This window comes from Maritalea myrionectae DSM 19524, from assembly GCF_000423365.1.
GTDB lineage: Bacteria > Pseudomonadota > Alphaproteobacteria > Rhizobiales > Devosiaceae > Maritalea > Maritalea myrionectae.
On sequence record NZ_AUHV01000002.1, the window covers coordinates 780,057 to 804,481 of the forward strand.

The 24,425-nt window shown below is 52.0% G+C and carries 24 protein-coding genes and 1 other RNA gene; 7 read left to right on the forward strand and 18 right to left on the reverse strand.

The window, feature by feature from the left end:
* Positions 1–11 precede the first annotated feature (11 nt).
* The 4 genes from G549_RS0104100 to G549_RS0104110 all read right to left on the reverse strand — a co-directional run bounded on the left by G549_RS0104100 (position 12) and on the right by G549_RS0104110 (position 3,189).
* Entirely contained in the window at positions 12–335 is a 324-nt protein-coding gene (locus tag G549_RS0104100) for a YbaB/EbfC family nucleoid-associated protein (RefSeq protein ID WP_027833949.1), read from the reverse strand.
* Positions 332–2,101 carry a DNA polymerase III subunit gamma/tau gene (locus G549_RS0104105; protein WP_027833950.1) on the reverse strand — a complete coding sequence of 590 codons (1,770 nt, stop codon included), beginning with the start codon at positions 2,099–2,101 and terminating at the stop codon, positions 332–334. Before G549_RS0104105 ends, G549_RS0104100 begins: the two co-directional genes overlap by 4 nt.
* A gap of 92 nt (positions 2,102–2,193) precedes the next feature.
* Positions 2,194–2,289: signal recognition particle sRNA small type (gene ffs, locus G549_RS21640), an RNA gene on the reverse strand.
* A 69-nt stretch (positions 2,290–2,358) separates the two neighbouring features.
* Entirely contained in the window at positions 2,359–3,189 is an 831-nt protein-coding gene (locus G549_RS0104110) for a prephenate dehydratase (RefSeq protein ID WP_027833951.1), read from the reverse strand.
* Positions 3,190–3,471: 282 nt separating this feature from the next.
* On the opposite strand from G549_RS0104110, the gene G549_RS0104120 reads away from it, so the two are divergent.
* Entirely contained in the window at positions 3,472–4,185 is a 714-nt protein-coding gene (locus G549_RS0104120) for a c-type cytochrome (protein ID WP_027833952.1), read from the forward strand.
* 92 nt (positions 4,186–4,277) lie between these two features.
* A complete protein-coding gene (locus tag G549_RS0104125) occupies positions 4,278–5,222 on the forward strand; it encodes a 2-hydroxyacid dehydrogenase (protein ID WP_027833953.1) in 945 nt (314 codons plus the stop codon).
* A 2-nt stretch (positions 5,223–5,224) separates the two neighbouring features.
* Here the strand turns inward: G549_RS0104125 and G549_RS0104130 are convergent, their stop codons facing one another.
* Positions 5,225–6,577: a leucyl aminopeptidase family protein gene (locus G549_RS0104130; RefSeq protein WP_084633962.1), complete on the reverse strand. Its 1,353-nt coding sequence runs from the start codon at positions 6,575–6,577 to the stop codon at positions 5,225–5,227.
* Between the two features lie 196 nt (positions 6,578–6,773).
* Here G549_RS0104130 and G549_RS0104135 point away from each other — a divergent pair, with 196 nt between their 5' ends.
* Entirely contained in the window at positions 6,774–7,535 is a 762-nt protein-coding gene (locus G549_RS0104135) for a tetratricopeptide repeat protein (RefSeq protein ID WP_027833955.1), read from the forward strand.
* An 85-nt stretch (positions 7,536–7,620) separates the two neighbouring features.
* On the opposite strand, the gene G549_RS0104140 is transcribed toward G549_RS0104135, so the two are convergent.
* The 8 genes from G549_RS0104140 to G549_RS0104175 all read right to left on the reverse strand — a co-directional run bounded on the left by G549_RS0104140 (position 7,621) and on the right by G549_RS0104175 (position 15,774).
* On the reverse strand, positions 7,621–8,604 hold the full coding sequence (locus tag G549_RS0104140) for a type II secretion system F family protein (protein ID WP_027833956.1): 984 nt from the start codon (positions 8,602–8,604) through the stop codon (positions 7,621–7,623).
* A gap of 20 nt (positions 8,605–8,624) precedes the next feature.
* Positions 8,625–9,614, reverse strand: coding sequence for a type II secretion system F family protein (locus G549_RS0104145; protein WP_027833957.1), 990 nt, complete (start codon positions 9,612–9,614; stop codon positions 8,625–8,627).
* 4 nt (positions 9,615–9,618) lie between these two features.
* Positions 9,619–11,118: a TadA family conjugal transfer-associated ATPase gene (locus tag G549_RS0104150; RefSeq protein ID WP_027833958.1), complete on the reverse strand. Its 1,500-nt coding sequence runs from the start codon at positions 11,116–11,118 to the stop codon at positions 9,619–9,621.
* 30 nt (positions 11,119–11,148) lie between these two features.
* A complete protein-coding gene (locus G549_RS18995; protein WP_036220964.1) occupies positions 11,149–12,408 on the reverse strand; it encodes a CpaE/TadZ family protein in 1,260 nt (419 codons plus the stop codon).
* 34 nt (positions 12,409–12,442) lie between these two features.
* Positions 12,443–13,876: a type II and III secretion system protein family protein gene (locus tag G549_RS0104160; RefSeq protein WP_027833959.1), complete on the reverse strand. Its 1,434-nt coding sequence runs from the start codon at positions 13,874–13,876 to the stop codon at positions 12,443–12,445.
* Between the two features lie 5 nt (positions 13,877–13,881).
* Positions 13,882–14,823, reverse strand: coding sequence for a Flp pilus assembly protein CpaB (gene cpaB / locus G549_RS19000; protein ID WP_051213334.1), 942 nt, complete (start codon positions 14,821–14,823; stop codon positions 13,882–13,884).
* 140 nt (positions 14,824–14,963) lie between these two features.
* Positions 14,964–15,506 (reverse strand): A24 family peptidase, encoded by a 543-nt coding sequence (locus tag G549_RS0104170; RefSeq protein WP_246778331.1) that lies wholly within the window; start codon positions 15,504–15,506, stop codon positions 14,964–14,966.
* Positions 15,507–15,603: 97 nt separating this feature from the next.
* Positions 15,604–15,774: a Flp family type IVb pilin gene (locus tag G549_RS0104175; protein ID WP_027833961.1), complete on the reverse strand. Its 171-nt coding sequence runs from the start codon at positions 15,772–15,774 to the stop codon at positions 15,604–15,606.
* A 394-nt stretch (positions 15,775–16,168) separates the two neighbouring features.
* On the opposite strand from G549_RS0104175, the gene G549_RS19005 reads away from it, so the two are divergent.
* The 4 genes from G549_RS19005 to G549_RS0104200 all read left to right on the forward strand — a co-directional run bounded on the left by G549_RS19005 (position 16,169) and on the right by G549_RS0104200 (position 18,524).
* Positions 16,169–16,651, forward strand: a complete 483-nt coding sequence (locus tag G549_RS19005; protein ID WP_051213336.1) for a pilus assembly protein N-terminal domain-containing protein — start codon at positions 16,169–16,171, stop codon at positions 16,649–16,651.
* A gap of 89 nt (positions 16,652–16,740) precedes the next feature.
* A complete protein-coding gene (locus G549_RS19010; protein WP_051213338.1) occupies positions 16,741–17,289 on the forward strand; it encodes a TadE/TadG family type IV pilus assembly protein in 549 nt (182 codons plus the stop codon).
* Between the two features lie 10 nt (positions 17,290–17,299).
* The gene (locus G549_RS21185; RefSeq protein WP_169449601.1) at positions 17,300–17,857 is read left to right on the forward strand and encodes a TadE/TadG family type IV pilus assembly protein; all 558 of its coding nucleotides are present in this window, start codon (positions 17,300–17,302) and stop codon (positions 17,855–17,857) included.
* Between the two features lie 46 nt (positions 17,858–17,903).
* On the forward strand, positions 17,904–18,524 hold the full coding sequence (locus tag G549_RS0104200) for an HAD family hydrolase (RefSeq protein ID WP_027833962.1): 621 nt from the start codon (positions 17,904–17,906) through the stop codon (positions 18,522–18,524).
* 27 nt (positions 18,525–18,551) lie between these two features.
* Here G549_RS0104200 and upp read toward each other — a convergent pair whose 3' ends face one another.
* From upp to G549_RS0104225, 5 genes are read right to left on the reverse strand one after another with little or no spacing between them, the layout of a single operon-like run.
* Positions 18,552–19,181: a uracil phosphoribosyltransferase gene (upp, locus tag G549_RS0104205; protein WP_027833963.1), complete on the reverse strand. Its 630-nt coding sequence runs from the start codon at positions 19,179–19,181 to the stop codon at positions 18,552–18,554.
* A 10-nt stretch (positions 19,182–19,191) separates the two neighbouring features.
* A complete protein-coding gene (locus tag G549_RS0104210) occupies positions 19,192–20,409 on the reverse strand; it encodes a phosphopentomutase (protein ID WP_027833964.1) in 1,218 nt (405 codons plus the stop codon).
* A gap of 10 nt (positions 20,410–20,419) precedes the next feature.
* Positions 20,420–21,736 (reverse strand): thymidine phosphorylase, encoded by a 1,317-nt coding sequence (gene deoA / locus G549_RS0104215; protein ID WP_027833965.1) that lies wholly within the window; start codon positions 21,734–21,736, stop codon positions 20,420–20,422.
* A gap of 14 nt (positions 21,737–21,750) precedes the next feature.
* The gene (locus tag G549_RS0104220) at positions 21,751–22,044 is read right to left on the reverse strand and encodes a DUF6958 family protein (RefSeq protein ID WP_027833966.1); all 294 of its coding nucleotides are present in this window, start codon (positions 22,042–22,044) and stop codon (positions 21,751–21,753) included.
* Positions 22,045–22,055: 11 nt separating this feature from the next.
* Positions 22,056–24,425: an aldehyde dehydrogenase family protein gene (locus G549_RS0104225; RefSeq protein ID WP_027833967.1), complete on the reverse strand. Its 2,370-nt coding sequence runs from the start codon at positions 24,423–24,425 to the stop codon at positions 22,056–22,058.

A 24,425-nucleotide genomic window follows, 5' to 3' on the forward strand; every position in this document is an offset into this window, starting at 1 on the left:
TGTCTCTTGGCTTAGAACGGCATCTTCATGCCAGGAGGAATAGGCAAGCCAGCGGTGACTTCCTTCATTTTCTCCTGTGCCATTTCTTCTGATTTTTGCTTGGCATCAGCATGGGCCGCAATGATCAAATCTTCGACGATTTCAGCTTCATCAGGCTTGAGCAGGCTTGGGTCGACTTTTACGCCCCGCATCTCGCCCTTGCCCGTCAAGGTCACCTGCACGGCGTCGCCACCAGCGGTGCCGACAACTTCCAGCGCTTCCAGCTCAGCTTGCATTTCTCCCATGCGCGCCTGCATTTCCTGCGCCTTTTTCATCATGCCCATCATGTCTTTCATAGGTCACCTTCTTCATTTTCTAAATCAATATCCAGCCAGTCTTCGGGCTGATCTTCATCAATCAAAGAGCGAATATTCACCAGTTTTGCGCCGGGGAATGCATCCAACACCGCTTTGACTTCGGGTATTTGCTCCGCCTTTTTTTGCCGCGCGTCTCGGGCGCGTTGTTTTTGCGCCGCGATGGTGTCGCCTGCTTTTTCGCGGGCGACGGATACCATCCATGTCTGGTTGGTCCATTCACGCAGTTTAGCCGACAATAGCGGCACGAATGTGTGGTCTGCTTCTTCCGTCAGCGCCAATTCAATACGGCCCGTGGCAAACGATACCGGGCTGGCATGCGCTTCCAAAGCGTGCTTGAGCACTAGTTCGCGATTTTCGCCCGCCAACTGGATCAATTCCTCATAGGTTTTGATTTCCAATGTGGGCTCTTGCGCCGCGGCGGGTGTTGGGTCTGGATTGGTGGCCATGGCGCGCAACGGACTTTGATCCCGCGATGCCGTGGGTGCTTTTTGGCCCAGTGCATTGATGCCACCACCATTGGCCATGGCGCGCGGTGCGTCTGCACCATTGCCGCCACCGCTGTGCTGCGGTGCTGACGCGCCCTGTGGGTTGGCTTGTATCTTTTTGATCAACTCGTCTGGCGACGGCAGGTCAGCAGCATATCCCAAGCGGATCAACACCATCTCAGCCGCCTGCAAGGCGTCGTGGCTGTTGTTGATTTCGCTGATGCCTTTGTTGAGAATTTGCCAAGCGCGCGACAATATTTTGACGCTGAGTTTTTGCGCCATTTCGCGGCCGCGCTCTTTTTCGTCAGGCGTCAATGCCGGGTCGTCTACGGCGCTGGGCACCACTTTTAGACGGGTCACCAAATGGGTCACTGTCGCCAAATCAGACATGATCGTCTGTGGGTCTGCGCCTGAATCATACTGGTGGCGCAACTGTTCAAATGCGCCCGCCATATCGCCGCGCATCAATGTTTCAAACAAGTCGAGCACCAGGGCGCGATCGGCCAGCCCCAGCATTTGCTTTACCGTGTCCGTGCCAATCTCACCGCCCGCATGGGCAATAGCTTGATCGAGCAAGGAAAGACTGTCGCGCACCGAGCCTTCGCCCGCACGAATGATCATTTGCAGCGCATCCGGCTGGAAGGCGATGCCCTCCTTTTCCAAAATGCTGGTCAGATAGGTGTTGAGGGTGCCGCTTTCGACACGCCGCAGATCAAATCGCTGACAGCGTGACAGGATGGTCACCGGTACTTTGCGGATTTCTGTCGTCGCAAAGATAAACTTCACGTAAGGGGGTGGCTCTTCCAGCGTTTTCAGCAGCCCGTTGAAGGCCGCTTTGGAGAGCATGTGCACCTCATCGATGATGAAGACTTTATAGGGGGCGGACACCGGGCCATAGCGCACGCTGTCGATGATCTCACGAATATCATCAATGCCCGTATGAGACGCCGCATCCATTTCCACCACGTCCACGTGACGGCTTTCAATGATCGCGCGACAATGCTTGCCTTCTTCCGCCAATTCGAGATTGGGGCGCGGGCCATTGTCATCTTCAAAATTGAGCGCACGGGCCAAAATACGTGCTGTGGTTGTTTTACCCACGCCGCGCACCCCAGTGAGCATAAAGGCATGGGCGATGCGGTTGGCTTCAAACGCGTTCTTTAGCGTTTGCACCATAGCTTCTTGACCAATAAAGGTTTCAAAGCTCTCCGGGCGATATTTTCGCGCGAGCACCACATATGAGGAATTTTGATCTGCCAAACTCTGCCTGCCTAAAAGGATGTGCGTTTTATATTAAGACGCCTATTTGACACCGATTCTGAGGTGGGGCGCAAAATATTTGGGCAAAGATATAAAGGAGACTGGCAACGACCCGTTCCTAACTCGTTAGGGCTGCTTCCTTCCGGACCTGACCCAGTTGGCGAGCGGTTCGTCCGCGCCAATCTCCCGACGCCCTATATCATGCACTTTGCGCCAAAGTGCAAGGGGGTGCGCCGAAAGAATTTGCGCCCAAAAGCCTAATCCTGCTTCGTGGCGGCGGGATAGACACCCAAAATATCGATATGGTGGGTGAAAAAGGCCAGCTCTTCAAACGCGTCCTGCACGCCTGGATCATCAGGATGGCCTTCAATATCGGCATAAAACTGGGTTGCGGTGAAGCTGCCATCCACCATATAGCTTTCCAGCTTGGTCATGTTGACCCCGTTGGTGGCAAAGCCGCCCATCGCTTTATAAAGCGCAGCAGCCACGTTGCGCACACGGAACACAAAGGTGGTTTTCACCTTGTGCTTGGTGGGATCAACCTCGATCATATTGCGCGACATCACCAAAAAGCGGGTGGTGTTGTGATCAGCGTCTTCAATGTCGCTGGAGATCAGATCAAGCCCATAGATTTCGCCTGCCAGTTTGGATGCAATCGCCGCGCGGCTTTTATCGCCCCGCTCTGCCACTTCGCGAGCTGAGCCGGCGGTGTCCACGGCGTTGATCGCCTTCAAATTATGATCTTTGATAAAGTTGCGGCATTGGCCGAGCGCAACAGAAAGGCTTTGCACTTCCTTGATGTCATCAAGTTTCGCGCCCTTCACCCCAAGTAGGTTCATGTTCACCCGGTGAAAATATTCACCAATGATTTTCAATCCACTTTCCGGCAACAGATGATGGATGTCGGTGATGCGGCCATAAAGCGAGTTTTCCACCGGCACCATGGCATAATCAGCCGTGCCGTTTTGCACAGCGGCAACCGTTTGCTCAAACGTGGTGCATGGCAGTTCTTGCTCATTTGGAAATGTGGCGCGCACCGCCGCATGTCCGAAAGCTCCCAATTCACCCTGAAACGCCACTTTAAGCATCGATTTTTCCTCAAATTTTGATTTTTCGCCGCGCACTATTCATTTTTTTTGTTTGGGAAGTCAATTGAGGGGTGATTAATGCTGGAAATTAGGCAAATATTTATGCGAAATGTCGCAGAACGCCAATAGGCTGTTGCGCTGCAAGCGGCGAGTGGATATGGTCCGCGCGCAAAAGCATGACAATTTGGCATGCAAGAATCATTTTGGCCCTCTTTCTACCGAAAAGATGGGCTCAGGCGGAATTTGTCGCTGGCGGGGAAGCGACGCGGAGAAAGCTGAACAATGAATCGGATTGATCTGGAAAAGTTTATTGGGGCTGCATTGGGCACCCTTGTGTTTGTGTTTAGCGTTGGCTTCTTGTCAGACGCGATTTACCACACCGAAGCTGGCGCGGGTGGCGGATACACCTTGGAAGAGCCTGAAGAGGGCGGCGCTGAAGTGGCCGAAGTCGAAGAGGAAACTGTTCCTTTGGCTGATCTTTTGGTTGCAGCATCAGCCGAAGATGGCGCAGATGTCACCAAGAAATGCTCCTCATGTCACAGCTTTGAAGAAGGTGGCGCCAACAAGGTAGGCCCTGCCCTTTACGGCATCGTTGGCCGCACAATTGCAGGACTTGATGATTTCTCTTATTCAGACGTGCTGAATGAAATGGGCGCTGAGGGCAAAGTTTGGACCTATGAAGCGTTGAACGCATTCCTGGAAGATCCAAAAGGATATGCAGCAGGCACAAAAATGAGCTTTGCTGGTTTGAGAAAAGAAACAGACCGCGCAGACCTGTTGGCCTATATGCAGACTCTTAGCGCAGATCCTGTGCCTTTCCCAGCCGCTGAAGATGCAGCTGTGATCGAGGAAGAAGACGTGAACGCTGACGCCACTTCAACGGAAGAAGTGATGGAAGACAATAGCGAGGCGACCACTGAAGAAGAAATGGCGCCTGCGGCCGAAGAAGAAGCCGCACCTTCTGAAGACGCAAACGCTGAAGAAACAAACGGCTAACGCCGAAGCGAACAGCTTGAAAAATTTGCGAAGACCGTGCCATAAAGGCGCGGTCTTTTTTTATTCCAGCAACAATCGATTGGAGGGGCAGCATGACGCTTCTTGTACATTTGGGCGGCATTGATGAGCAGGAATGGGCTGACGCCTTCCAAGCCAAAATGCCGGATCTCAAAATTGTCACCTCCTCTGATGCGTTTGATCCTGCAGAAATCAAATATCTCTATGTGTGGAAGCCCCGCGATGATGTGTTTGATGGCCTGGACAATCTTGAAGCTATCTTCTCGCTCGGGGCGGGTGTGGACCCCATTTTGAAGCACCCCCATTTGCCCCAAAATGTGCCGATCACCCGATTTGTCGATGAGACGCTGACACAATGTATGAGCGATTATGTGATCGCCAATGTGACGATGCACCATCGAGAGCTCACGCACTATCGCCACGAGCAACGACAGCATTTCTGGACGCAATATTATCCTGCGCCTGCCACCGACATTGCTGTAGGCGTGATGGGGCTGGGCCAATTGGGTTTAGATGCCGCGCAAAAGCTCACCATGCTTGGCTATCAAGTTAATGGATGGAGCCGACGCCCAAAAGAAATTGAGGGCGTCACCTCCTTTTCAGGCGACGCGGGCTTTGACCAGTTTTTGGCCGCCACAGATATTTTGGTAAACCTGCTGCCCTTGACCTCGGATACCCGCGATATTTTAAACCGCCGCACGTTCGAAAAACTTCGGCGTGATGTCATGCCCCACGGACCGGTGATGATCAACGCGGCCCGAGGTGGCCATCAGGATGAGGATGATGTGGTCGCCTGCCTGAAAGACGGTACTTTGGGGGCGGCGAGTCTGGATGTGTTTAAAACAGAGCCATTGCCAAAAGACAGCCCGCTATGGGATCTCGACAATTGCTATATCACGCCGCACATCGCGGCCATTTCCTCATTTGAGGGGGGCGTTGAATTGGTGGCGCGGCAAATAGAAAGCTATGAGCGGGATGGTACCTTGCAACATGTGGTTGATCCCGTCCAAGGCTATTAGGACTATTTTTTGCCGTAACGTGCTTTGAGCACACGATAGGCCGCGCGCTGGCCTTGCTCTGTGGCCCCCACAGGGCGACCGGGGCGTGCCAATGGGGCCCAGGCCATAATGTCCATATGGGTCCAGCTCTTGGCGTTTTTCACAAAACGACGCAAAAACAACGCTGCCGTGATCGACCCCGCCAAGGGGCCATTTGAGATGTGGTTTACATCGGCAATGTTTGATTTGAGCATGTCATCATACTCATCCCAAAGCGGCATCTGCCAAAGGGGATCGGCGCTGGCTTTACCCTGTGCGACCAACTCTTGCGCCAGCTTGTCATCTGTTGAATAAAGCGCCCCCAAATCAGCGCCGACCGCCACACGGGCAGCACCTGTAAGGGTCGCCATATCAATAATCATGTCGGGCTTTTCTTCATCAGCGAGACTGAGCGCATCGGCCAACACGAGCCGCCCCTCAGCGTCGGTATTGCCGATTTCGACCGTCATGCCGTTGCGCGAATCCAAGATGTCACCAGGGCGGAACGCGTTTGCGGAAATGGAGTTTTCGACGACGGGAATCAGGACGCGCAAACGCACTTTAAGGTTGGCTTTCATGATCGCGTGGGCCAGGCCCAAAATGTTGGCTGAGCCCCCCATATCCTTGCGCATAAGCAGCATGGATTGTGGTGGCTTGATGTCCAATCCGCCTGTATCAAATACAACACCTTTACCCACAAGGGTTACTTTGGGATCGCTCTCGTCGCCCCAGGTAAAATCAAGCAAACGCGGCGCTTCATACGCGGCGCGACCCACCGCATGGATCAAGGGGAAATTTTGATCCAGCAAATCATCCCCAACGATAGAGGTAACCTTCGCCCCATGCTGTTTGGCAAAGTCGCGAATTTCTTTTTCGTAGGTTTCTGGCCCCAAATCATTTGCGGGGCGATTGGTTAGGTCGCGGGCCAAGGTGGCGGCTTCGACCAACAAATCAACTTCATCTTCATCTGCGCCTTTGAGCGAGGCAAGCTTTACGGTTTTGGGCGTTTTGCGAAACCGATCAAAATCATAGGCGCCAAGGCGGAAACCGGCGGCAGCTAAAGTTGGATCATTGAAATCACCCTCAAGGGCATATTCCCCTTCCGGCAGGCTAGCGGCAGCCAATCCGGTGACAAACGGATCAGCCTGTTCCTTTGGGCCCATACCGAAAAGATATGCGGAAACCTCACCGTCTTTTCCAGGTAACGCCACCAGTTCCCCCTTCTTGCCCGCAAAATTGTGGGCCTTTACCCACGCGCTTTGCTGCGCGTTGAGGGCACCTGGGAGATCTTGGTCCTGCCAAAGACAATGGACTGAAAAAGATTTTGAAACAGACATATTTCCGCTTTCGGTTGCATTGGTTTGACCAAGATTTAACGTGAAGCACGGGCCAATGCAAACGCAATGAGGATCGCACTTCGCAAGGCATTTTAACTGACTATTAGGGTTAATGATTTATTGCATAGTAAGGTTGCGCAGTTTGCGTACCGCTTGATTTTGTACAGAGGTTCGCATGTCTTATCGGCAAAGTAGCATGTCCAATAGAATAAAACTGCTGGCCCTTGCCGGTGTTGCGGCCATTGCGCTGAACGCCTGCGCCTCACCACGCGGCCATAGCGGCGGTACAGCGACCCCAGATTTCTCCAGCATGTCCAACGAAGCAAAACATGCAGCTGTGCAGGATTTAGGCGCAAAATTCCAACAAAACCCCAATAAACAAAGCGCGATCTATTTTGCCGCAGCTCTGCGTGCAATTGGTCAAACGGGGCAAGCTGTGTCCGTGTTGGAACAAGCGCAGCTTAAATATAAGAACGATCAAGATGTTGCCCTCGCCTACGCCAAGGCGTTGGCAGAAGATGGCAAGTTTAATCGTGCCATCAATGTGCTTGATGCGAGCATTCGCCTTGAACGGCCAGACTGGAATGCGCTGAGCGTTAAAGGCGCCGTTTTTGATCAGATGGGTCAGAACGCGGAAGCGCGCGCGCTTTACAATCAAGCACTGGTGATCGCGCCAAATGAACCCTCACTTTATGCAAATCTCGGCTTGTCCTATGCGATGTCGAACCAATTGGACCAAGCGGAAAAAGCGCTTCGCCGCGCTGTTTCGATGCCCAAGGCAACACGCAAGATCAGATTGAATTTGGCGCTTATTGTGGGCCTGCAGGGCCGATTTGATGAAGCCCGCAGCCTTTATGCCCGAGAACTGCCAGCAGCGGATGTTGAAGCCAACATGGCTTACATCAGGGCGCTATTGACCCAACAAAATAAGTGGGACCGGATCAAGAGCAGCTCTTAAGCAAGCTCTCTCCCCTTTCAACGCAAAACACCCAACTGGCACTACCAGTTGGGTGTTTTTGTTTGGGTGCCCACCTACGAGGTGATTAGCCCACGCTAGGCGCTGCAAAGATGGTGATCATTGCTGGCGACATAATAACGATGAACAGAACGGGCAAAAAGAACAAGATCAACGGAACGGTTAGTTTTGGCGGCAAGGAAGCGGCCTTTTTCTCCGCTTCCATCATGCGCATATCGCGTCCCTCTTCCGCCATTACGCGCAAAGAACTGCCCACGGAAGTACCGTACCGTTCAGATTGAATCAGTGCTGTCATGACAGATTTGACTTCATCAAGATTGATCCGCTGCGCCATATTTTCATAGGCTTTTGCGCGACTTTCCAAGAAGTTCAATTCAGCCGTCGTTAGTGTCATTTCCTCGCCCAGTTCAGGACTTTGGGTCACAATCTCAATCGACACTTTTTGAAACGCGGCCTCAATGGACATGCCACTCTCAACACATAGGAGCATCAAGTCCAAGCAGTCAGACCAGGCGCGGCGAATTGAACTTTGCCGCTTCTTGACCTTGTTGGTTAGAAGCAGAACCGGCAAATAGGATGAAATAATCCCCGCGCCCATCGCGTACGTTATCTGCAAAAACAGCAGCGCATCCGGCATAATGATGAATTTGATATAGAATAGCGCAAGGACGAACACGCCGAGTGGGATGGCAAAGCGCATGAAAACATATGTCATCACGGCATTGGGGCCACGATAGCCCGCGCGGGCCAATTTTAGGCTCGTTTGCTCATCCGCGAATGCTTTTTTCAGCGAGAAGCGCTCAACTGTCTTTTGAATAAAGTCTTTGCGACGACCACTTGCGCCTACTTTTTTGTCTTCGCCACGCAAACGAGCCAACTCATCGGTGCGAAGGCGTTCCCGCTCGCTCGCCACTCGGCGAATGCGGCTTTTCATATCCTTACCGTCAGCGAATTGGGCGCCAAAAGTAAACACGATCGCCGCCGCTGAAATTGCAGCCAAAAGTGCAATCAAAAACTGCCGGTCTGTTAGTGTTTCAACGAGCGCTTCCATGTGCTTACTTTCGTCCCAAATTAATATTCAAACTGAACCATGCGATACATGACAAACAAACCCGTCGACATCATCAAGCCCGCAACGGCGAGGCAAATGTTTCCAACCGGAGTTTGAAATAAAGGCAAAAGGTAGGTTGGGCTCACAAGTGAAACCAATGTCGCCACGATAAAGGGCAATGAGCCGATGATGCCTGCGGACGCTTTCGCCTCCGAGCTCATGGCCTTGACCTTTGCTTTCATCTTCTTGCGGTTGCGCAAAACCGTCGCCAAGTTGCCCAAAGCTTCGGACAAGTTGCCGCCTGATTGTTGCTGCACGGTAATCACCACAACGAAGAAGTTCACTTCCGCGATCGGCAGCCGTTCAAACATGATTGGAATTGCTTCCCCCATGTTCTTGCCCACAGATTGCTGCTCCACCACGCGGATAAACTCAGTTTTCACCGGCTCCTTCGCCTCAGCCGCAACCACTTTCATTGAATCATTTAGTGGCATACCGGCCTTCACGCCGCGCACAATCGCCTCAATCGCGTTGGGGAACTCGTCCAAAAACTTCGACCGGAATCTTTTGGTACGGTTGGCCAAATACCAACGCGGCAAAACATAAAAGCCAGCCAAGCCAAACACTAAGGCGAAATGGATCGGCACGCCGGTAAACCATGTGAATATAAACATGCACACGCCGACGATCACTGAATTGCGATAAAACGCAGCTACATTGCCCTTCAATCCAGCTTGGATAAGTCGCTTTTTGACTGTCCGCTTTTTTCGCTGTTTGTTGGCTTCGTTTTGTTCATCAAGGACTTCTTGCAGCGATTTCCGCCGTTTGTCGCGGTTTTTGCGACCGTCCGCTTCAACACGACTTTTTCGCCCGCTATTCTGTGGCCCCGGTTGGCGAAGTGCTTTCATGCGTTTGCTGGCACGGCCGCCCCCTGCCACGCCGGGAACAAATGCGAGACCGATGGCGCCTATGGCCACTGCCGTCAGCAAAAAGAGAACGATTGGCGACATCCGGCTAACCTCTCATTTCTTCATCATTTACAGCTGCGGCTTCCAGCGCTTCAACAAGGTTCAGCTCCTCATTGTAATAACGTGCACGCTCAGCAAACTTAGGCTTGGTGATGCCTGTTGAACGGTGTCTGCCAATCAAATTGCTGTTCGAGTCCTCACCGATGATGTCGTAAAGGAAGACATCCTGCGTGACGATGACGTCACCTTCCATGCCCAACACTTCAGAGATGTGGGTGATGCGCCGCGAACCGTCGCGCAAACGGGCGGCTTGCACGACCACATCGACGGACGACACGATCATTTCACGGATCGTGCGCGATGGCAGCGAATACCCGCCCATTGTAATCATTGATTCAAGACGGCTCAGGGCTTCACGCGGCGAGTTGGCGTGCAATGTGCCCATGGACCCATCGTGGCCCGTGTTCATGGCCTGCAAAAGGTCAAATGCTTCTGGTCCCCGCACCTCACCCACGATGATCCGTTCAGGACGCATCCGCAAACAGTTTTTCACCAAGTCGCGCATTGTGATTTCACCCTCACCTTCAAGGTTGGGTGGGCGTGTTTCCAGCCGGACCACATGCGGCTGTTGCAATTGCAGTTCGGCACTGTCTTCGCAGGTGATGATCCGCTCATCAGGTTCGATAAAGGCCGTCAAACAGTTGAGCAATGTGGTTTTACCCGAACCTGTACCACCGGAGATCAAAACGTTGGCACGAACACGTCCCAAAATCTCCAGGACCTTCGCGCCCTCAGGCGAGATCGATCCGAACTTCATCAACTGATCCAACGTCAGCTTGTCTTTTTTAAACTTACGAATGGTCAGCGAGGCGCCGTCAATGGCCAAGGGCGGCCCAATCACGTTCACACGAGAACCGTCAGGCAAACGCGCATCACATATCGGGCTGGATTCGTCGACACGACGGCCAACTTGGCTCACGATGCGCTGACACACATTCATCAAATGGGAATTATCACGGAACCGCACATTGGTGAGACGCACTTTGCCGTCCACCTCGATATAGGTTCGGCCAGCCCCGTTGACCATGATGTCGGCGATATCATCGCGGGCCAATAGTGGCTCCAACGGGCCATAGCCAAGCACGTCGTTACAGATATCTTCAAGCAGATCTTCCTGCTCTGAAATCGACATCACGATGGACTTCAGCGTGATGATTTCAGACACAATATCGCGGATTTCTTCGCGCGCAGAATCCTGCTCCATTGTCGCCAATTGGCTCAAATCAATGGAATCAATCAGGGCGTTAAAGACGGAGGATTTGGTTTTAAAATATTCGGAATCAACACCGCGGTCCTTGGGTGCTTTTTCAACATCCACGACCTCTTCTTTGCCTATGGTAGGCTTTTTGATTTTCAGGTCTGGCTTTGGCCCGCCCTGTGGTTTGGGCGTTGGTTTTTCAGCCGCAGGAATAGGGGCAGGCTTCGGCTGAGGCTTTGCCTGCTGCTGATTTGTATTTCCGCCAAAACTTGTGCGTTTCCCAAACATGACTAACCTTACTTCACGCTACGCCGTGGGTTATCCCAGCTTTAATTTTTTCAAAATGCCCGGCAGCAGACCGTTTGCATCCTGATGCGTCGCCGCATCACGACCGCTCACCCGCCGCGCCAGACTGTTAAATCCGTCGTTTAGTTTGTGCGTTGCATTTACTTCCGCGATCATCTGACCGTTGTTTGCCGCCGTGCCGAACAGAGCCGGTTCAAAACCAAGTTCAGCAAAAATGTCGACTTCGATTGTGTTCGCGAATTCAGAGGTGCTCAATTCTGGCCGTTTCGGCACACCCACTTTGTTCATCATCAAAATGGGCTCTGCCTCCGACATGCGCAATGATTTGAGCGTGTCCATCATGAATTTCACATTGCGCAAATTCGCCAAATCGGGCTCGGCCACAATCACAACTTCATCAACGGTTGATAAGGTGTGCCGCACCCAGCCGTTCCACGCATGTGGCAAATCAAGCACCACAAGCGGCATGTTCTTTTGACAAATCTCGATAATGTTCTCGAACGCTTGCTCATGAAAATCATAATCGCGATTTAGATTGGCTGGCGCTGTCAACAGATTGATGTGATTGGCACATTTAGACATCAAACGCTCAATAACGACATCATCAACATCATCATTGGAGAACACAGCGTCGGCAATGCCATGCGGTGGTTCCTGATTGAAATTGAGGCCCGCAGTGCCGAACGGCAAATCCATATCCATGATCAGCACATCGCGGCGCACTTGCTGGCTCAAGGCCCATGCAGTGTTGTGTGCGATTGTTGAAGAGCCGGCGCCGCCTTTTGCTGAAACAAAGGCGATGGTACGTCCAATAGGATCTGCGCCTTCGGCAGTAAACAAATCCGCAATTGTATCCACCAAGGCAGGCGTTTCCACTGGCGTCACCAAATATTCAGAAACACCATAGCGGATCAAGCGACGGTATAGTTCAACGTCATTCACATTCCCGATGACGACAACTCGGGTTGATGCGTCACACACCTCAGCCAAGCGATCCAAAGCTGACAGCAAATCATTGCCGGCCAGATTTGATTCAATAATGATCAGGTTTGGCGTTGGGTTGATCTTGTAGGTTTCAACCGCCGCTTCAATGCCGCCATTATGGGTCGTCAAGGCAACTTTGTGCATGCGACGATCATTGACTGCGCTTTCAACCGACTGCGCCGTCATGGCGTTTTCACAAAAGGCTTGAATGGTGATGTGTGGCACCAAACGCGCGCCCGAGGGAATATCCGAAGCGCCGCTCACGTTTTGACGAATATCATCTGACATAATTTATACTTCCAACTCGTTTTCGCGCTCGTTCTTAATCCAACACAAAGCCAACGCCGCCCTTGAGATCTTGCCCTTTAGGGCCGTCACCCACGCCGTATAGCTTCTCCATCCGTCCCAAGAAAATCGCCTCAGCATCGCCAGCGAAATCCATTTTATCCGTGGGCAAGGTGTAGTCGTTCATATGGCCCGGTGCGGTGAGATAAGGCGTCACCAAGATCAACAATTCAGTTTCGGCACGGACGAAATCACGTGACCGGAACAGCGCACCAAGCACGGGGATTTTCCCCAGGCCCGGCACTTCATTGAACCGTTGGCGAGATTTTTCCTCAATCAGACCGGCGATAGCCAAAGTCGAGCCCGTCGGCAATTTCACCGACGTTTTGGCCCGGCGTTCTTTTGTCGCCGGAATGGTAACAGGACCAGCCGTGTAGCCACCTTCTGCATTCAATTCGGAGACCTTTGTTTCCACATCAAGCGAGATGACATTGTTAGAATGCACAACTGGCGTGAAATTCAGCTCTACGCCGAATTGCTTGAATTCGTAAGTGATCTCACCCTCATCATAACCGACAGGTACAGGGAACTCACCACCGGCCAGGAATTCTGCGCTTTTGCCTGAAAGGGCCGTCAACGTGGGTTCCGCCAGAGTCCGCAATGCGCCACGGCGCTCCAATGCCTTAACTGTTGCATCGACCGAGAGGTTACCAAAGGAGAACCCTAGCTTGCCTGAGTTGGATGCAACCACATTGGATACACCGCCCAAACCGGGATTGGTCAACAAGGACGTTGCCACACCACCAACATTTAAGCTGGCATTGAGGTCGATACCCAATTGTTTAACGGTTTCACGCTGCACTTCCGCAACGATAACCTTGAGCATAACCTGCTGAGCACCGGCCACATTGATGACCGAAACCACTTCGTTTCCACTGAATTGTTTCGCAATTGAGATGGCTTTTTGCACATCATCGTCGCTGCGTGCTGAGCCCGACAGCACAACGCGCTCATTTGCGACTGTGGCTTCGATTGTCGAGCCGGGCAGCAAGCGCGCCAGAGTTGTTTCCAGTCCACCGCCGGATTGACCAACGGTTACATCCAAAATCGCAATTGGATTGCCTTTGGCATCCAAAAAGATCACATTTGTGTCGCCCGCTGAGCGCCCTTGAATAATGGCGCGGCGTTTTGTGCGCACAATTGCATTGGCGATAGATGGCTCTGAAACGATGACTTCTTTTGCAGAAACCGGCAAGTCAACGATAAGAGATTTGTTCTTCCCCACCGCAACTGCATATGTTTGACCAATCTGATTGGCTGAAATGCGCATCGTCGCATTTGCCATTGCAGCTTGTGTACTCAACATCTGCGGCATAACCAAAAGTGTCAGCAGCAATGCGCCTTTCGCCAGCAACTTTTTGGCTTGGGCAAATGCTTCTACATTAAAAATGGCTTGTACAGGCTTCGACATAACCATTACTCCTTCACCAATACTGGTGCATTATTTGGGCGGGTTTGCGCTGTGGGCACAGGCATTGGGGAGAACACGCTGCCCCCCTCGGCATTGCCTTGCTGCGCATCGCTATTTGCTTGTTCGTCAGACGTTTCCGGACCTGAATTTGCCAGCGCGCTCGATTGTTGTCCGGCGCGAATGAGTTTTACGCTGGATTGATCGGCCGTGCCGCCAGTTGCGGGACCGTTTACAAAATCAACGATTGACCGGAGTACAAGTGAGAGTGACCCGACCTCCGCCGCATTAATTATCGTTTCCGCTTGCCGCGGTGTCAGTTCGAGCGTTGCAATCGTTTTATCTTCAAACGCTTCTGGCGCGGCCTGTTCACCATTGCCACTGCCTGCATTTGGGCCAACTTCTCCCAAACGGTTGCCGATGGCCAACACGCGGGCATTATTGAGAATGGTTTGTGATGTATCGCCCAAGCGGCTCCGCTGCGTTAAAACCACATCCACTCGATCATTTGGCACGATAAAGCCGCCCGCGCCGCTTTCAGCTGAGACCTCAATCGATACGCCGCGCATGCCTTTGCCAATCACAGCTGACAAATAACCTTGACCGGTACGCACCAATTTGGCTTCCCGAATGGGCTCGCCGTCAAATATCTCGAACCGGGAAATTGTTCCTTGCATTTGCTCGGGTGCGTCGGGCAACCGCTGGTCCGTAATGAATTCAGCGCGGATCGCGTCTTCTGGCCAATCCTGCCAGGCTACGGAATTAGGGCCCAACCGCTCGCCAATACCAATGGTACGACTTGCGATCAAAACTCTTACTTTTTTAACAGGCTCAACTTCCGCCACTTGCTGCGTTGGTTCAGGGCTACCACCCGAATTCAGGGCGAAGAAGGCCGCCAAACCACCCGCAATCAATGCAACCAATACTAGAATCAAACGCGCCGGCTTCATCTCAATTTCCCCGGTTAAACTCAAAGTTCCGCACGCAACGCGCACAGCTATTCGGGGCTAGTATCGAGCTAAAGCGTCAAGGTTTGGTTAATAGGGCCTTTTCAAATAGAGTTAATGAAAAGTTGCATAAAATTAACCGCTTAGCTCACAATCAGCGCGGTGAAAATATTGGTGTGTGGAAACACAATCAGGGCTGCAATTGCCAATGCTATGCCATAAGGCACTCCAACTTTTGGATCATGCAATTTTTGGAGCCACTCCCATTTTGGTAACTGAGTGGCGTTCAGATATTTTCTAAACGCCAAAATAAGAGCCGTGAAGATACCGCCTGCGATGGCTGCATATAGTAGGTAAGGCAAGGCAAAACCCATGCCCATCCACAACACAGTACTGGCGGCAAACTTGGCATCACCGCCGCCAATCCAACCGGGAATAAACAAGAGAAAGCAAACAGCAAGTGCAATAGCAAAGGCGACAAAATGCATGCCGATCATCTCGAGGGGAAAACCTGCCAGAATTGCGGCTACTATAAATCCACCAATCAATACTGCGGATAACCAATTTGGGATGCGCATCGTCAGTAAGTCATAAGCAGCGCAAAATGCCATCATGACGGGAAAAATGGCAAGGACGATCATATTCATATTGCTCACACCTAATTCATCTGAACGCGTCGGCAGCATGCAGATTTATGGTTATCCAAACGTAAAGATTTGGCCGCAACGCAAAAAAGAGGGGAGCCGGAAGGCTCCCCTCTCTTCAACATAATAATACCTAGAATTAGGCAGGTGGTGTCAATTTTCCGGCGATGCCAGAGAATAGGGCATTCAAGTTGTTACCCAATAGAGTTGCGCCACCGATAATAATAACAGCAACAAGTGCGGCAATCAGACCATATTCAATAGCTGTCGCGCCTGACTCATCGTTCAAAAAACGTTTTACCAAATTCATTTCTTTGCTCCTTGCTCGTCGTCACGACACAACGTGTCAAAACATTGTCCGATCCTCACCATCGAACTCGACGTCAACGTTAGGCTCGGAGTCTTGAAATTGTGTTAATCGAAAACTTGCAATGGCCAATAACGACCAAGTTTATATTTATGATTATCAAATAGTTAAGAAGGAATATTTGCAGCTAATTTCGTGTGTTAGCCAAATATCTTTCTCGATAGGCGATCATTTTGCAGGCGCGTAACGACTAAACGCAGCGAATTTGCATATAAATTATAGGTATATTCTGTTCACAAGAGTTGAGTGAATGGACCGCGGCCCCATGCATTTGCACTTTATTCACCATTCTATCTCATGATGCTGAAAAGTTTTTGCTAAATAAAGGGTTAACGTCATGCTTGGCAAACGTGTTCTGAAAGTTTTGCATACATGGACCGCAGTCGGTGCTGTCGTGGCGGGCCTGCTGGCGTTTACAGGCACCGGCGCGGCCATTGCCGCTGACCCGCAAGGTCAGGTGGATGTTCAGGTCAATATGGCGCGCATTTTGCGGCTGCCTTCAGCGGCCTCAACAATTGTTATCGGCAATCCCGCTATCGCGGATGCGACCATCCAAGATCCAGAAACCATTGTTCTGACCGGAAAAACATTTGGCCACACCAATCTCATTGCGCTCGATGCTGTTGGAAATCCGATTGCTGACCTGAAAGTTGAGGTTGTTGCCCAACAGGACAATGTTGTGCTGGTCTATAATGGCATCGCGCGGAACACGGTGTCTTGCACACCTGAATGCGGCCCTGCTTTGATGATGGGCGACGATGTGGACTATTTGGGCAAAGTTGCTGGTTCAAAATCAATCGTTGAGAGCGCATCCGAATAGCCTTGCAACGTATAGATGTGAATCATTATCGAAAGAATTCAGTAATTATACGTCGCTATTCTTTCATCACTTAAAACAAGGGTGAAGTGATGACATTCGCACTACAATGTCGACGTGCTTATAAATTGCTGAAACAGAACCGTTTCAGGAAAGACGAGCGTGGCGTAACCGTCGTTGAATTCGGTCTACTGGCATTGCCGTTTTTTGCCATCATTGGCGCTATTCTGGAGACAGGTCTTGTCCTGTTGGCATCGCAAGTGCTCGATAGTGCGGTTCATGATGCAACTCGCATCGTGCGGACGGGTGAAGCGCAGCGCAACGGTTATAATATGCCTGAATTTCGCGCTGTCGTTTGTGATAAGACATTTGGGTTATTTGACTGCAATAAGCTGCGGATACGCGTTCAAGTCATTGATAATTTTGCCAACGCCAAATCAAACAACCCTGTCGATAAGGATGGCAATTGGATCGTTACAAGCAGTTTCCGGCCTGGGCAGCGTAATCAGGTTGTGCTGGTGGAAACATATTATAAATGGCCAACAATCTTAAACATTTTGGGCTTCCAACTTGGTAACCTAAATGGCGGCAATGCCATGTTGATGAGTTCATCTCGCGTCTTTATGAACGAACCATTTTAGGATGGGACTGATGTCTATCGTGCAAATCATCCGACATATTCGAGCGATTTGGCGAAATGATCACGGCATTTCTGCGGTGGAATTTGCGCTCATCCTGCCAGTGATGCTGACCCTTTATTTGGGCACCATCGACGTCAGCACCTTTATTATTCTTGACCGGAAGGTAGCTGTGGTCGCCGGTTCTGTTGCCGATTTGGTTGCGCGTGCGGAAGATCAAATTGCGACATCAACGGTGGACGATTATTTCAAGGCAGCCGAATTCACCATCAAACCGTATGATTCCGCCAATCTTCGCCAACGCGTCACCAGCTTGCGGATCGACGGAGATGCTAAAGCATGGGTGTTATGGTCACGCACGTATAATGGTGGATCGCCGCTGACCAAAGACAGCCAATATGTGCAAATCCCCCCGGAGTTCGCGGCGGCAAACAAAAATAAATATCTGATTATGGGCGAAGCATGGAATTCAGCTGATCCGCTTATTGGATATTTGTTCAACAGCACCATGAACTATCAACATCGGTATTTTTTCCGCTCGCGATTTGATGGAATCATCAACCTGATCTAGGTTGGCGTCTGTTACACTCTCAAACTTTCCTCACTTAAGGATTATTATGTCCGACTATTTGATCCCAGTATTTGATCTGGGCGGCGTTTTTATTGATTGGAGCCCGCTCAACCTATATCGCAACGTGTTTGATAGCGAAGAAGAAGCGGTTTGGTTTGTTGAGAATGTGTACTCCGGCCTGTGGAATCTAGAGTTTGATGCCGGAAAACACTATGCCGACGGCATTGCCGAACTTTGCGCCAAGTTTCCCGCCTATACGAACCAGATCAAGGCCTATGATGACCGATGGTTAGAGACCATCGCGGGTGTCTTTGACGGGACGATTGCTATTCATGAGGAATTGATTGCGCAGGATTTACCGACTTTTGCGATTACCAACTATTCAAAAGAGAAATTCCAGCTCACTTTGGAAAAATACGAATTTTTGCAAAAGTTTGATGGGATATTGGTGTCTGGCCAGGAGAAGCTGGTGAAGCCGGATTATCGCATCTATCACCGCTTTTTGGAGCGCTACAGCCTTGATGCCTCAAGCTGTGTGTTTATTGATGATAGCTACCCAAACGTGGTGGCCGCTGATCATATCGGCATGAAAGCGGTGCACTTTGAAAACCCGGAACAATTGCGGGAAGATCTGATCGAGTTGGGGCTACCCTTAGAAGCAAAATAGGGGCGCCAGAGCGCCCCAACTTGCAATTTAGCGGGTGCCATACATCCGGTCACCCGCGTCGCCCAATCCAGGCACAATATAGCCCTTTTCATTGAGCTTTTCGTCAATGGCCGCTGTGTAGATCGGCACATCTGGATGGGCTTCCTGAAAGCGTTTGATGCCTTCAGGGGCCGCCAACAGGCAAAGAAAACGCAGATTGTTTGCACCGCGGCGTTTAATGCGATCCACCGCTGTTACGGCTGAGTTGGCTGTGGCCAACATGGGATCGACGACCACGACCAAACGGTCGGCGATGTCGGATGGGGCTTTGAAATAATATTCAATCGCTTCCAATGTTTCCGGATCGCGGTAAAGGCCGATATGGGACACACGGGCGCTGGGCACCAAATCCAGCATCCCTTCCAACAGGCCATTGCCGGCGCGCAGGATGGAAGCAAACACGAGCTTTTTGCCCTTCAATGCTGGGCTTTGCATTTTTTGAATTGGGGTGTCGATCTCGATCATTTCGGTTTCAAGATCGCGGGTGACCTCGTAGCACAGCAAATGAGCAATCTCTTGCAGCAGCCGACGGAAACTCGCCGTTGATGTGTCCTTGTTCCGCATAATGGTCAATTTGTGTTGTACCAACGGATGTTCGACAACGGTTACGTTTTCCATATTCTACCTCTTACAAAAAGCTCTTACCATGTGGCCCAGCTGGCAATTTCAGCCAACTTGCCACGCTTTCACCAATATCTGCAAATGTTTCTCGCCCGCCTGCACTGGCTTTTTTCAAAATTGGGGAAAAACACAAAACCGGCACCTGTTCACGAGTGTGATCGCTGCCAGGCCAAGTGGGGTCACACCCATGATCTGCGGTTAATATCAACAGATCATCCGGCTGCATTTTTGAAACAATTTCGGGCAGCCGACGGTCAAAACGTTCCAGCGCCGCAGCATAACCGGGCACATCACGGCGGTGACCATATTCCATGTCAAAATCAACGAAATTGGTGAAAATCAGATCGCCATTTTCGGCCATGTCCATGGCATCCAATGTCGCGTCGAACAGCGCCATATTGCCACTGGCTTTGATTTTGTGGGTGACGCCTTGGGCAGCATAAATGTCGGAGATTTTGCCCACCGCCAGCACTTTGCGGCCCGCCTCTTTGGCGCGATCCAGCAAGGTTGGCTCTGGGGGCAGCACGGAAAAATCGCGACGGTTGCCCGTACGCTGAAAATCCTCACTATTGTTGCCCACAAAGGGGCGCGCAATGACACGGCCAATATTGAGCGGATCAAGCAATTTGCGAGCGATCTCACACATGTCGTAAAGACGATCCAAGCCGAAATGCTCTTCATGAGCCGCGATTTGAAACACGCTGTCGGCGCTGGTGTAGCAAATGGGCTTGCCACTCTTTATATGCTCTTCGCCCAATTCGGCGATGATGGTGGTGCCAGAGGCGTGTTTGTTGCCAAGAATGCCGGGCAACCCAGCCTTCTCAACAAGTTTTTCAACCAATTCGGGTGGAAAACATGGTTCGGTTTCGGGGAAATAACCCCAATCAAAAGATACGGGCACACCCGCGATTTCCCAATGGCCGGATGGCGTATCCTTACCTTTGGACACTTCGCTGGCGTTGGCCCAAACACCGCCGCGCTGCTCGCCTGATAGACCCGCAGGTATTTCACCGCTGGCGGCTTGCGCCGCAAGGCCGAGGCCCAGCATGTCCATGTTGGACAATTGCAGCGGCCCTTGTCGCAGTCCGTCCTGATCAGCCTCGCCAGCAGCACATTTTTCGGCAATATGGCCAAGCGTATTTGCGCCCTCGTCGCCAAATTCGGCGGCATCCGGCGCTCCGCCAATGCCAAAACTGTCAAGCACGCATAAGATTACGCGGGGCATTATCGCCTCCTTAGGGCTGTTCAATCACGCCGAAGAAAAGCTCAGGCGTTTGTGGCGCATCGCCGATGGTATAAGCGGCCTTCAAGCGCGCCGTTGCTTCATCTGCCAATGCGGTATCATTGGCATGTAAACGCGCGATAGGCGCGCCTTTTTCAATTTTTTCACCTATCGGTGCCAACCGATCAAAACCAACAGCATAATCAAGCATGTCGCCGGGTGCCTTGCGGCCGCCGCCCAGCACAACCACGCCCATGCCCACCTGCTTGGCGTCGATTTCTGTGACAAAGCCTGCCTGATCAGCGAACACATCGCGAATGATGTCGGCTTTTGGCAAATGGGCAGCGCAATTTTGCATAAAGTCTGACGGGCCACCAAGACCCGTGATCATTTTGCCAAATTGCTCGGCGGCTTTACCGCTATCAAGTACGTGGCTGGCTCGGTCGCGCCCCTCTTCCACATCTTTCACTAGCTTACCATGTACAAGACCATGGGCCGCCAATTCGGTCACAACTTGCTCAAGTCGCGGATCTCGATGTGTGCCGCTCAAAAAATCAACTGCATTTTGCACTTCAAGCGCGTTGCCCGCGGCACTGGCCAAAGGCTGGTTCATGTCGGTTATCAACGCACTGGTGTTAACGCCAGCGCCGTTGGCCACAAACACCAAGCTTTCCGCCAGTTCTTTTGCTTCATCCACTGACTTCATAAATGCACCGGAGCCGACTTTGACATCGAGCACCAAGGCACCCAACCCGGCAGCCAGTTTTTTGGACAGGATGGACCCCGTGATCAAGGAGATATTGTCGACCGTGGCGGTAACGTCGCGGATGGCATAAAGAATTTTATCTGCAGGGGCGAGATCATTGGTTTGGCCAACTATGGCGCAGCCCGCTTCACGCACGACTTTGCGAAAATGCGCATTGTCGACGCTGGTCTGATAGCCTGGTATGGCATCAAACTTATCGAGCGTGCCGCCGGTATGGCCCAATCCGCGCCCCGAAATCATGGGCACAAATGCGCCACAAGCTGCCCACATCGGGGCAAGCATTAAGGACACATTATCGCCCACGCCGCCAGTGGAATGCTTGTCGATTACGGGGCCATCGAGCTCGTCCCAATTGAGCACTTCACCACTGTCACGCATGGCCAAGGTGAGCGCCACACGTTCATCGATATCCATATTTTGGAAATAGACGGCCATGACAAAGGCCGCCGCCTGCTCAGGCTTGACCGTGCCGGAGACAATACCCTCAATAAAGGCATTGATTTCGGCAGGTTTAAGCGACTTACCATCACGTTTTTTAGCGATGATTTCAGCAGGCAAAAACATCTAAATCTGAACTCCTAGTCCAAGCGATAAAGCCGCACAGGCGGTTTTTCCGCCCGCGCGATTTTCTTTTTCGCTTCAAGATCAAGTTGCACGCATTTCACCCACCAGCCTGCGGTGCTGCCCCCGGGGAACAGATCATCCGGCAGATGCTTTTTGGCCTCGGCAATCACATCTTTGACGACCATACCGGGCGCCTCGTGGGGCAAAACCTGCATCATCGCTTTGTACATGGCGTTATACTTCGCCGCGTCAACGCGAGTGATTTTGCCCGGTGTGTTTACGTTTTCAACTTCGACCTTGTCGCTCATGGTTCAGGTTCCTATGCGCCGTAGGGCACCCAAACATTTTTGACCTGAGTGCTCCGCTCGAGGAAATATTCGCCTTCACAAATCTCGCGATCGGTCCAATCCATGGCTTTGCCTTTGTTGGTCCAAGTCTGTTTGAGATTGTGCACTGAATATTGCTCAACTTTTTTGCCGCCCTCAGCATCGCCGCAATAGAACATGGCGTCAACGCCATCATGTTCGGCCAAGGTTTTGGTCAGCTCGTCTTTGGCCCCGGTCACGATATTGACGACGCCACCAGGCACATCGCTGGTTTCCAAAATCTGATAGAAATCGGTCATCGCCAATGGTGATGTTTCGGACGGAACCAACACGCTGGTGTTGCCCATGGCCATGGACGGGGCAAGCAAAGAGATGGCACCCAAAAGCGGACTTTCATCTGGCGCGGCAATGCCGATTACGCCGATGGGTTCGACCATGGCGACCGCCATTTGGCGCACAGGTGGGTTATGCACCGCACCATCATATTTGTCTGCCCAGCCTGCGAAGGCGAACAAGCGCTCGATAGACAGGTCAACTTCCTTTTTGGCCGCTGGTGCGGTCACACCAGTCATCTCGCGTATCCGGTCCGCAAATTCATTGCGGCGATAGTCGAGATTTTCGCCCATATAATAAAGGATTTGCGCCCGTGTATGGGCAGGCTTGCTGCCCCAGCTCAAGGCACCGCGCGCGGCTTCCACCGCGTTGCGGATGTCTTTGCGATTGCCTTCACCAACTTCGCCAACCAGTTTGCCCTCGCTATTCACCACGGAGCGGGCATAGCCACCATCAGGACGGGATTGCTTGCCGCCAACATAAAGTTTGGCGGTGCGATCAATGCCGTCTGTCGCGAACAATTTGGGTTTCGCCGGTGCTGATGACTTGCCCAAATCCTTGAGCTTTAGTTCCCAGTTGGGGCGCAGATAGGCGCGCATGCCTTCTTTGCCGCCCTCGCGACCAAAGCCACTTTCTTTGTAGCCGCCAAAGCCCACGGCAGCGTCGAAATTGTTGGTGGAGTTGATCCACACAATGCCAGCTTGCACACGTGGGGCAATGTCTAAAGCGAGGTTGATGTTTTCCGTCCAGACGCTGGCGGAGAGGCCATATTTGGAATTGTTGGCCAAGGTCACCGCTTCGTCCGGCGTGCGGAAGCTCATCGCGACCAGCACCGGACCAAAAATCTCTTCTTCGGCAATAATATTGGCGGGCTGCACATTGGTGTAAAGCGTTGGCTTCACGAAGCAGCCATTGGACGGGATTGTGCCATCGGGCTGGTAGCGGACCGCGCCCTGCTCTTCGCCCTTTTTCATCAAATCCTGCACCCGCTCCACCTGTACCGGGGCCACGAGGGCGCCAATATCAATGGCTTTGTCGAGCGGATCGCCAATGCGCAATGTGTCCATGCGCGCCTTCAACTTTTTGATGAAGCGGTCTTCAATGCCTTCTTGCACCAAGAGCCGCGACCCGGCACAGCAGACCTCGCCCTGGTTGAACCAGATGGCATCCACCAGGCCTTCCACAGCGCTGTCCAGATCCGCATCCTCAAACACGATAAAGGGCGACTTGCCGCCCAGTTCCAACGACAGACCTTTGCCGGAGCCCGCCGTGGCCTTCCGGATGGCTTTGCCGACGCCAGTTGAGCCGGTGAAGGCGATCTTGTCGATATCTTTGTGGTTGACTATGGCTTCGCCCACTTCACCGTCGCCGGTGACGATGTTGACCACCCCTTTGGGCAGCCCGATCTCCTGACAGATTTCAGCGAACAACAGCGCCGTCAGCGAAGTGAATTCAGCGGGTTTAAGCACCACCGTGTTGCCAGCCGCCAAGGCTGGTGCGATTTTCCAGGACAACATCAAAAGTGGGAAGTTCCACGGGATGATTTGCCCGCAAACGCCATAAGCTGACTGATTGGGGAATTGGCGATCACGCTGCTGCGCCCATCCCGCATGGTGATAGAAATGACGCGCCACCAAGGGGATATCCAAATCCCGGCTTTCGCGGATCGACTTACCATTGTCGAGGGTTTCGAGCACGGCAAAGAGCCGTGAATGCTTTTGCACCTGACGCGCGATGGCGTAAAGATATTTGGCCCGTTCGTAACCAGACAAGCCTTCCCAATCGCCCTGCGCTTTACGCGCTGCGGCCACGGCGGCGTCAATTTCAGCCTTTTTGGCTTGGCTGATTTGCGCCAGTTCCTCGCCATTGGCGGGATTATTGGAAGCAAATGTTTTGCCGGGCTTGGTGAATTCGCCATTGATGAAGTGACCAAATTTGCGGCCATAGCCATCAAGCCATTCATGTGCTTCGGCGCTGCCTTCCGGCGCAGGACCATATTCCATGGTTTCAAAAATCTCTTTAACGTTCAT

Excerpts from the sequence above, each read along its gene's own strand:
- G549_RS0104100 (WP_027833949.1), bottom strand. The coding sequence starts at position 335 with ATGAAAGACATGATGGGCATGATGAAAAAGGCGCAGGAAATGCAGGCG.
- G549_RS0104110 (WP_027833951.1), bottom strand. The coding sequence starts at position 3,189 with ATGCTTAAAGTGGCGTTTCAGGGTGAATTGGGAGCTTTCGGACATGCG.
- G549_RS0104120 (WP_027833952.1), top strand. The coding sequence starts at position 3,472 with ATGAATCGGATTGATCTGGAAAAGTTTATTGGGGCTGCATTGGGCACC.
- G549_RS0104125 (WP_027833953.1), top strand. The coding sequence starts at position 4,278 with ATGACGCTTCTTGTACATTTGGGCGGCATTGATGAGCAGGAATGGGCT.
- G549_RS0104130 (WP_084633962.1), bottom strand. The coding sequence starts at position 6,577 with ATGTCTGTTTCAAAATCTTTTTCAGTCCATTGTCTTTGGCAGGACCAA.
- G549_RS0104135 (WP_027833955.1), top strand. The coding sequence starts at position 6,774 with ATGTCCAATAGAATAAAACTGCTGGCCCTTGCCGGTGTTGCGGCCATT.
- G549_RS0104140 (WP_027833956.1), bottom strand. The coding sequence starts at position 8,604 with ATGGAAGCGCTCGTTGAAACACTAACAGACCGGCAGTTTTTGATTGCA.
- G549_RS0104145 (WP_027833957.1), bottom strand. The coding sequence starts at position 9,614 with ATGTCGCCAATCGTTCTCTTTTTGCTGACGGCAGTGGCCATAGGCGCC.
- G549_RS0104150 (WP_027833958.1), bottom strand. The coding sequence starts at position 11,118 with ATGTTTGGGAAACGCACAAGTTTTGGCGGAAATACAAATCAGCAGCAG.
- G549_RS18995 (WP_036220964.1), bottom strand. The coding sequence starts at position 12,408 with ATGTCAGATGATATTCGTCAAAACGTGAGCGGCGCTTCGGATATTCCC.
- G549_RS0104160 (WP_027833959.1), bottom strand. The coding sequence starts at position 13,876 with ATGTCGAAGCCTGTACAAGCCATTTTTAATGTAGAAGCATTTGCCCAA.
- cpaB (WP_051213334.1), bottom strand. The coding sequence starts at position 14,823 with ATGAAGCCGGCGCGTTTGATTCTAGTATTGGTTGCATTGATTGCGGGT.
- G549_RS0104170 (WP_246778331.1), bottom strand. The coding sequence starts at position 15,506 with ATGCTGCCGACGCGTTCAGATGAATTAGGTGTGAGCAATATGAATATG.
- G549_RS0104175 (WP_027833961.1), bottom strand. The coding sequence starts at position 15,774 with ATGAATTTGGTAAAACGTTTTTTGAACGATGAGTCAGGCGCGACAGCT.
- G549_RS19005 (WP_051213336.1), top strand. The coding sequence starts at position 16,169 with ATGCTTGGCAAACGTGTTCTGAAAGTTTTGCATACATGGACCGCAGTC.
- G549_RS19010 (WP_051213338.1), top strand. The coding sequence starts at position 16,741 with ATGACATTCGCACTACAATGTCGACGTGCTTATAAATTGCTGAAACAG.
- G549_RS21185 (WP_169449601.1), top strand. The coding sequence starts at position 17,300 with ATGTCTATCGTGCAAATCATCCGACATATTCGAGCGATTTGGCGAAAT.
- G549_RS0104200 (WP_027833962.1), top strand. The coding sequence starts at position 17,904 with ATGTCCGACTATTTGATCCCAGTATTTGATCTGGGCGGCGTTTTTATT.
- upp (WP_027833963.1), bottom strand. The coding sequence starts at position 19,181 with ATGGAAAACGTAACCGTTGTCGAACATCCGTTGGTACAACACAAATTG.
- G549_RS0104210 (WP_027833964.1), bottom strand. The coding sequence starts at position 20,409 with ATGCCCCGCGTAATCTTATGCGTGCTTGACAGTTTTGGCATTGGCGGA.
- deoA (WP_027833965.1), bottom strand. The coding sequence starts at position 21,736 with ATGTTTTTGCCTGCTGAAATCATCGCTAAAAAACGTGATGGTAAGTCG.
- G549_RS0104220 (WP_027833966.1), bottom strand. The coding sequence starts at position 22,044 with ATGAGCGACAAGGTCGAAGTTGAAAACGTAAACACACCGGGCAAAATC.
- G549_RS0104225 (WP_027833967.1), bottom strand. The coding sequence starts at position 24,425 with ATGAACGTTAAAGAGATTTTTGAAACCATGGAATATGGTCCTGCGCCG.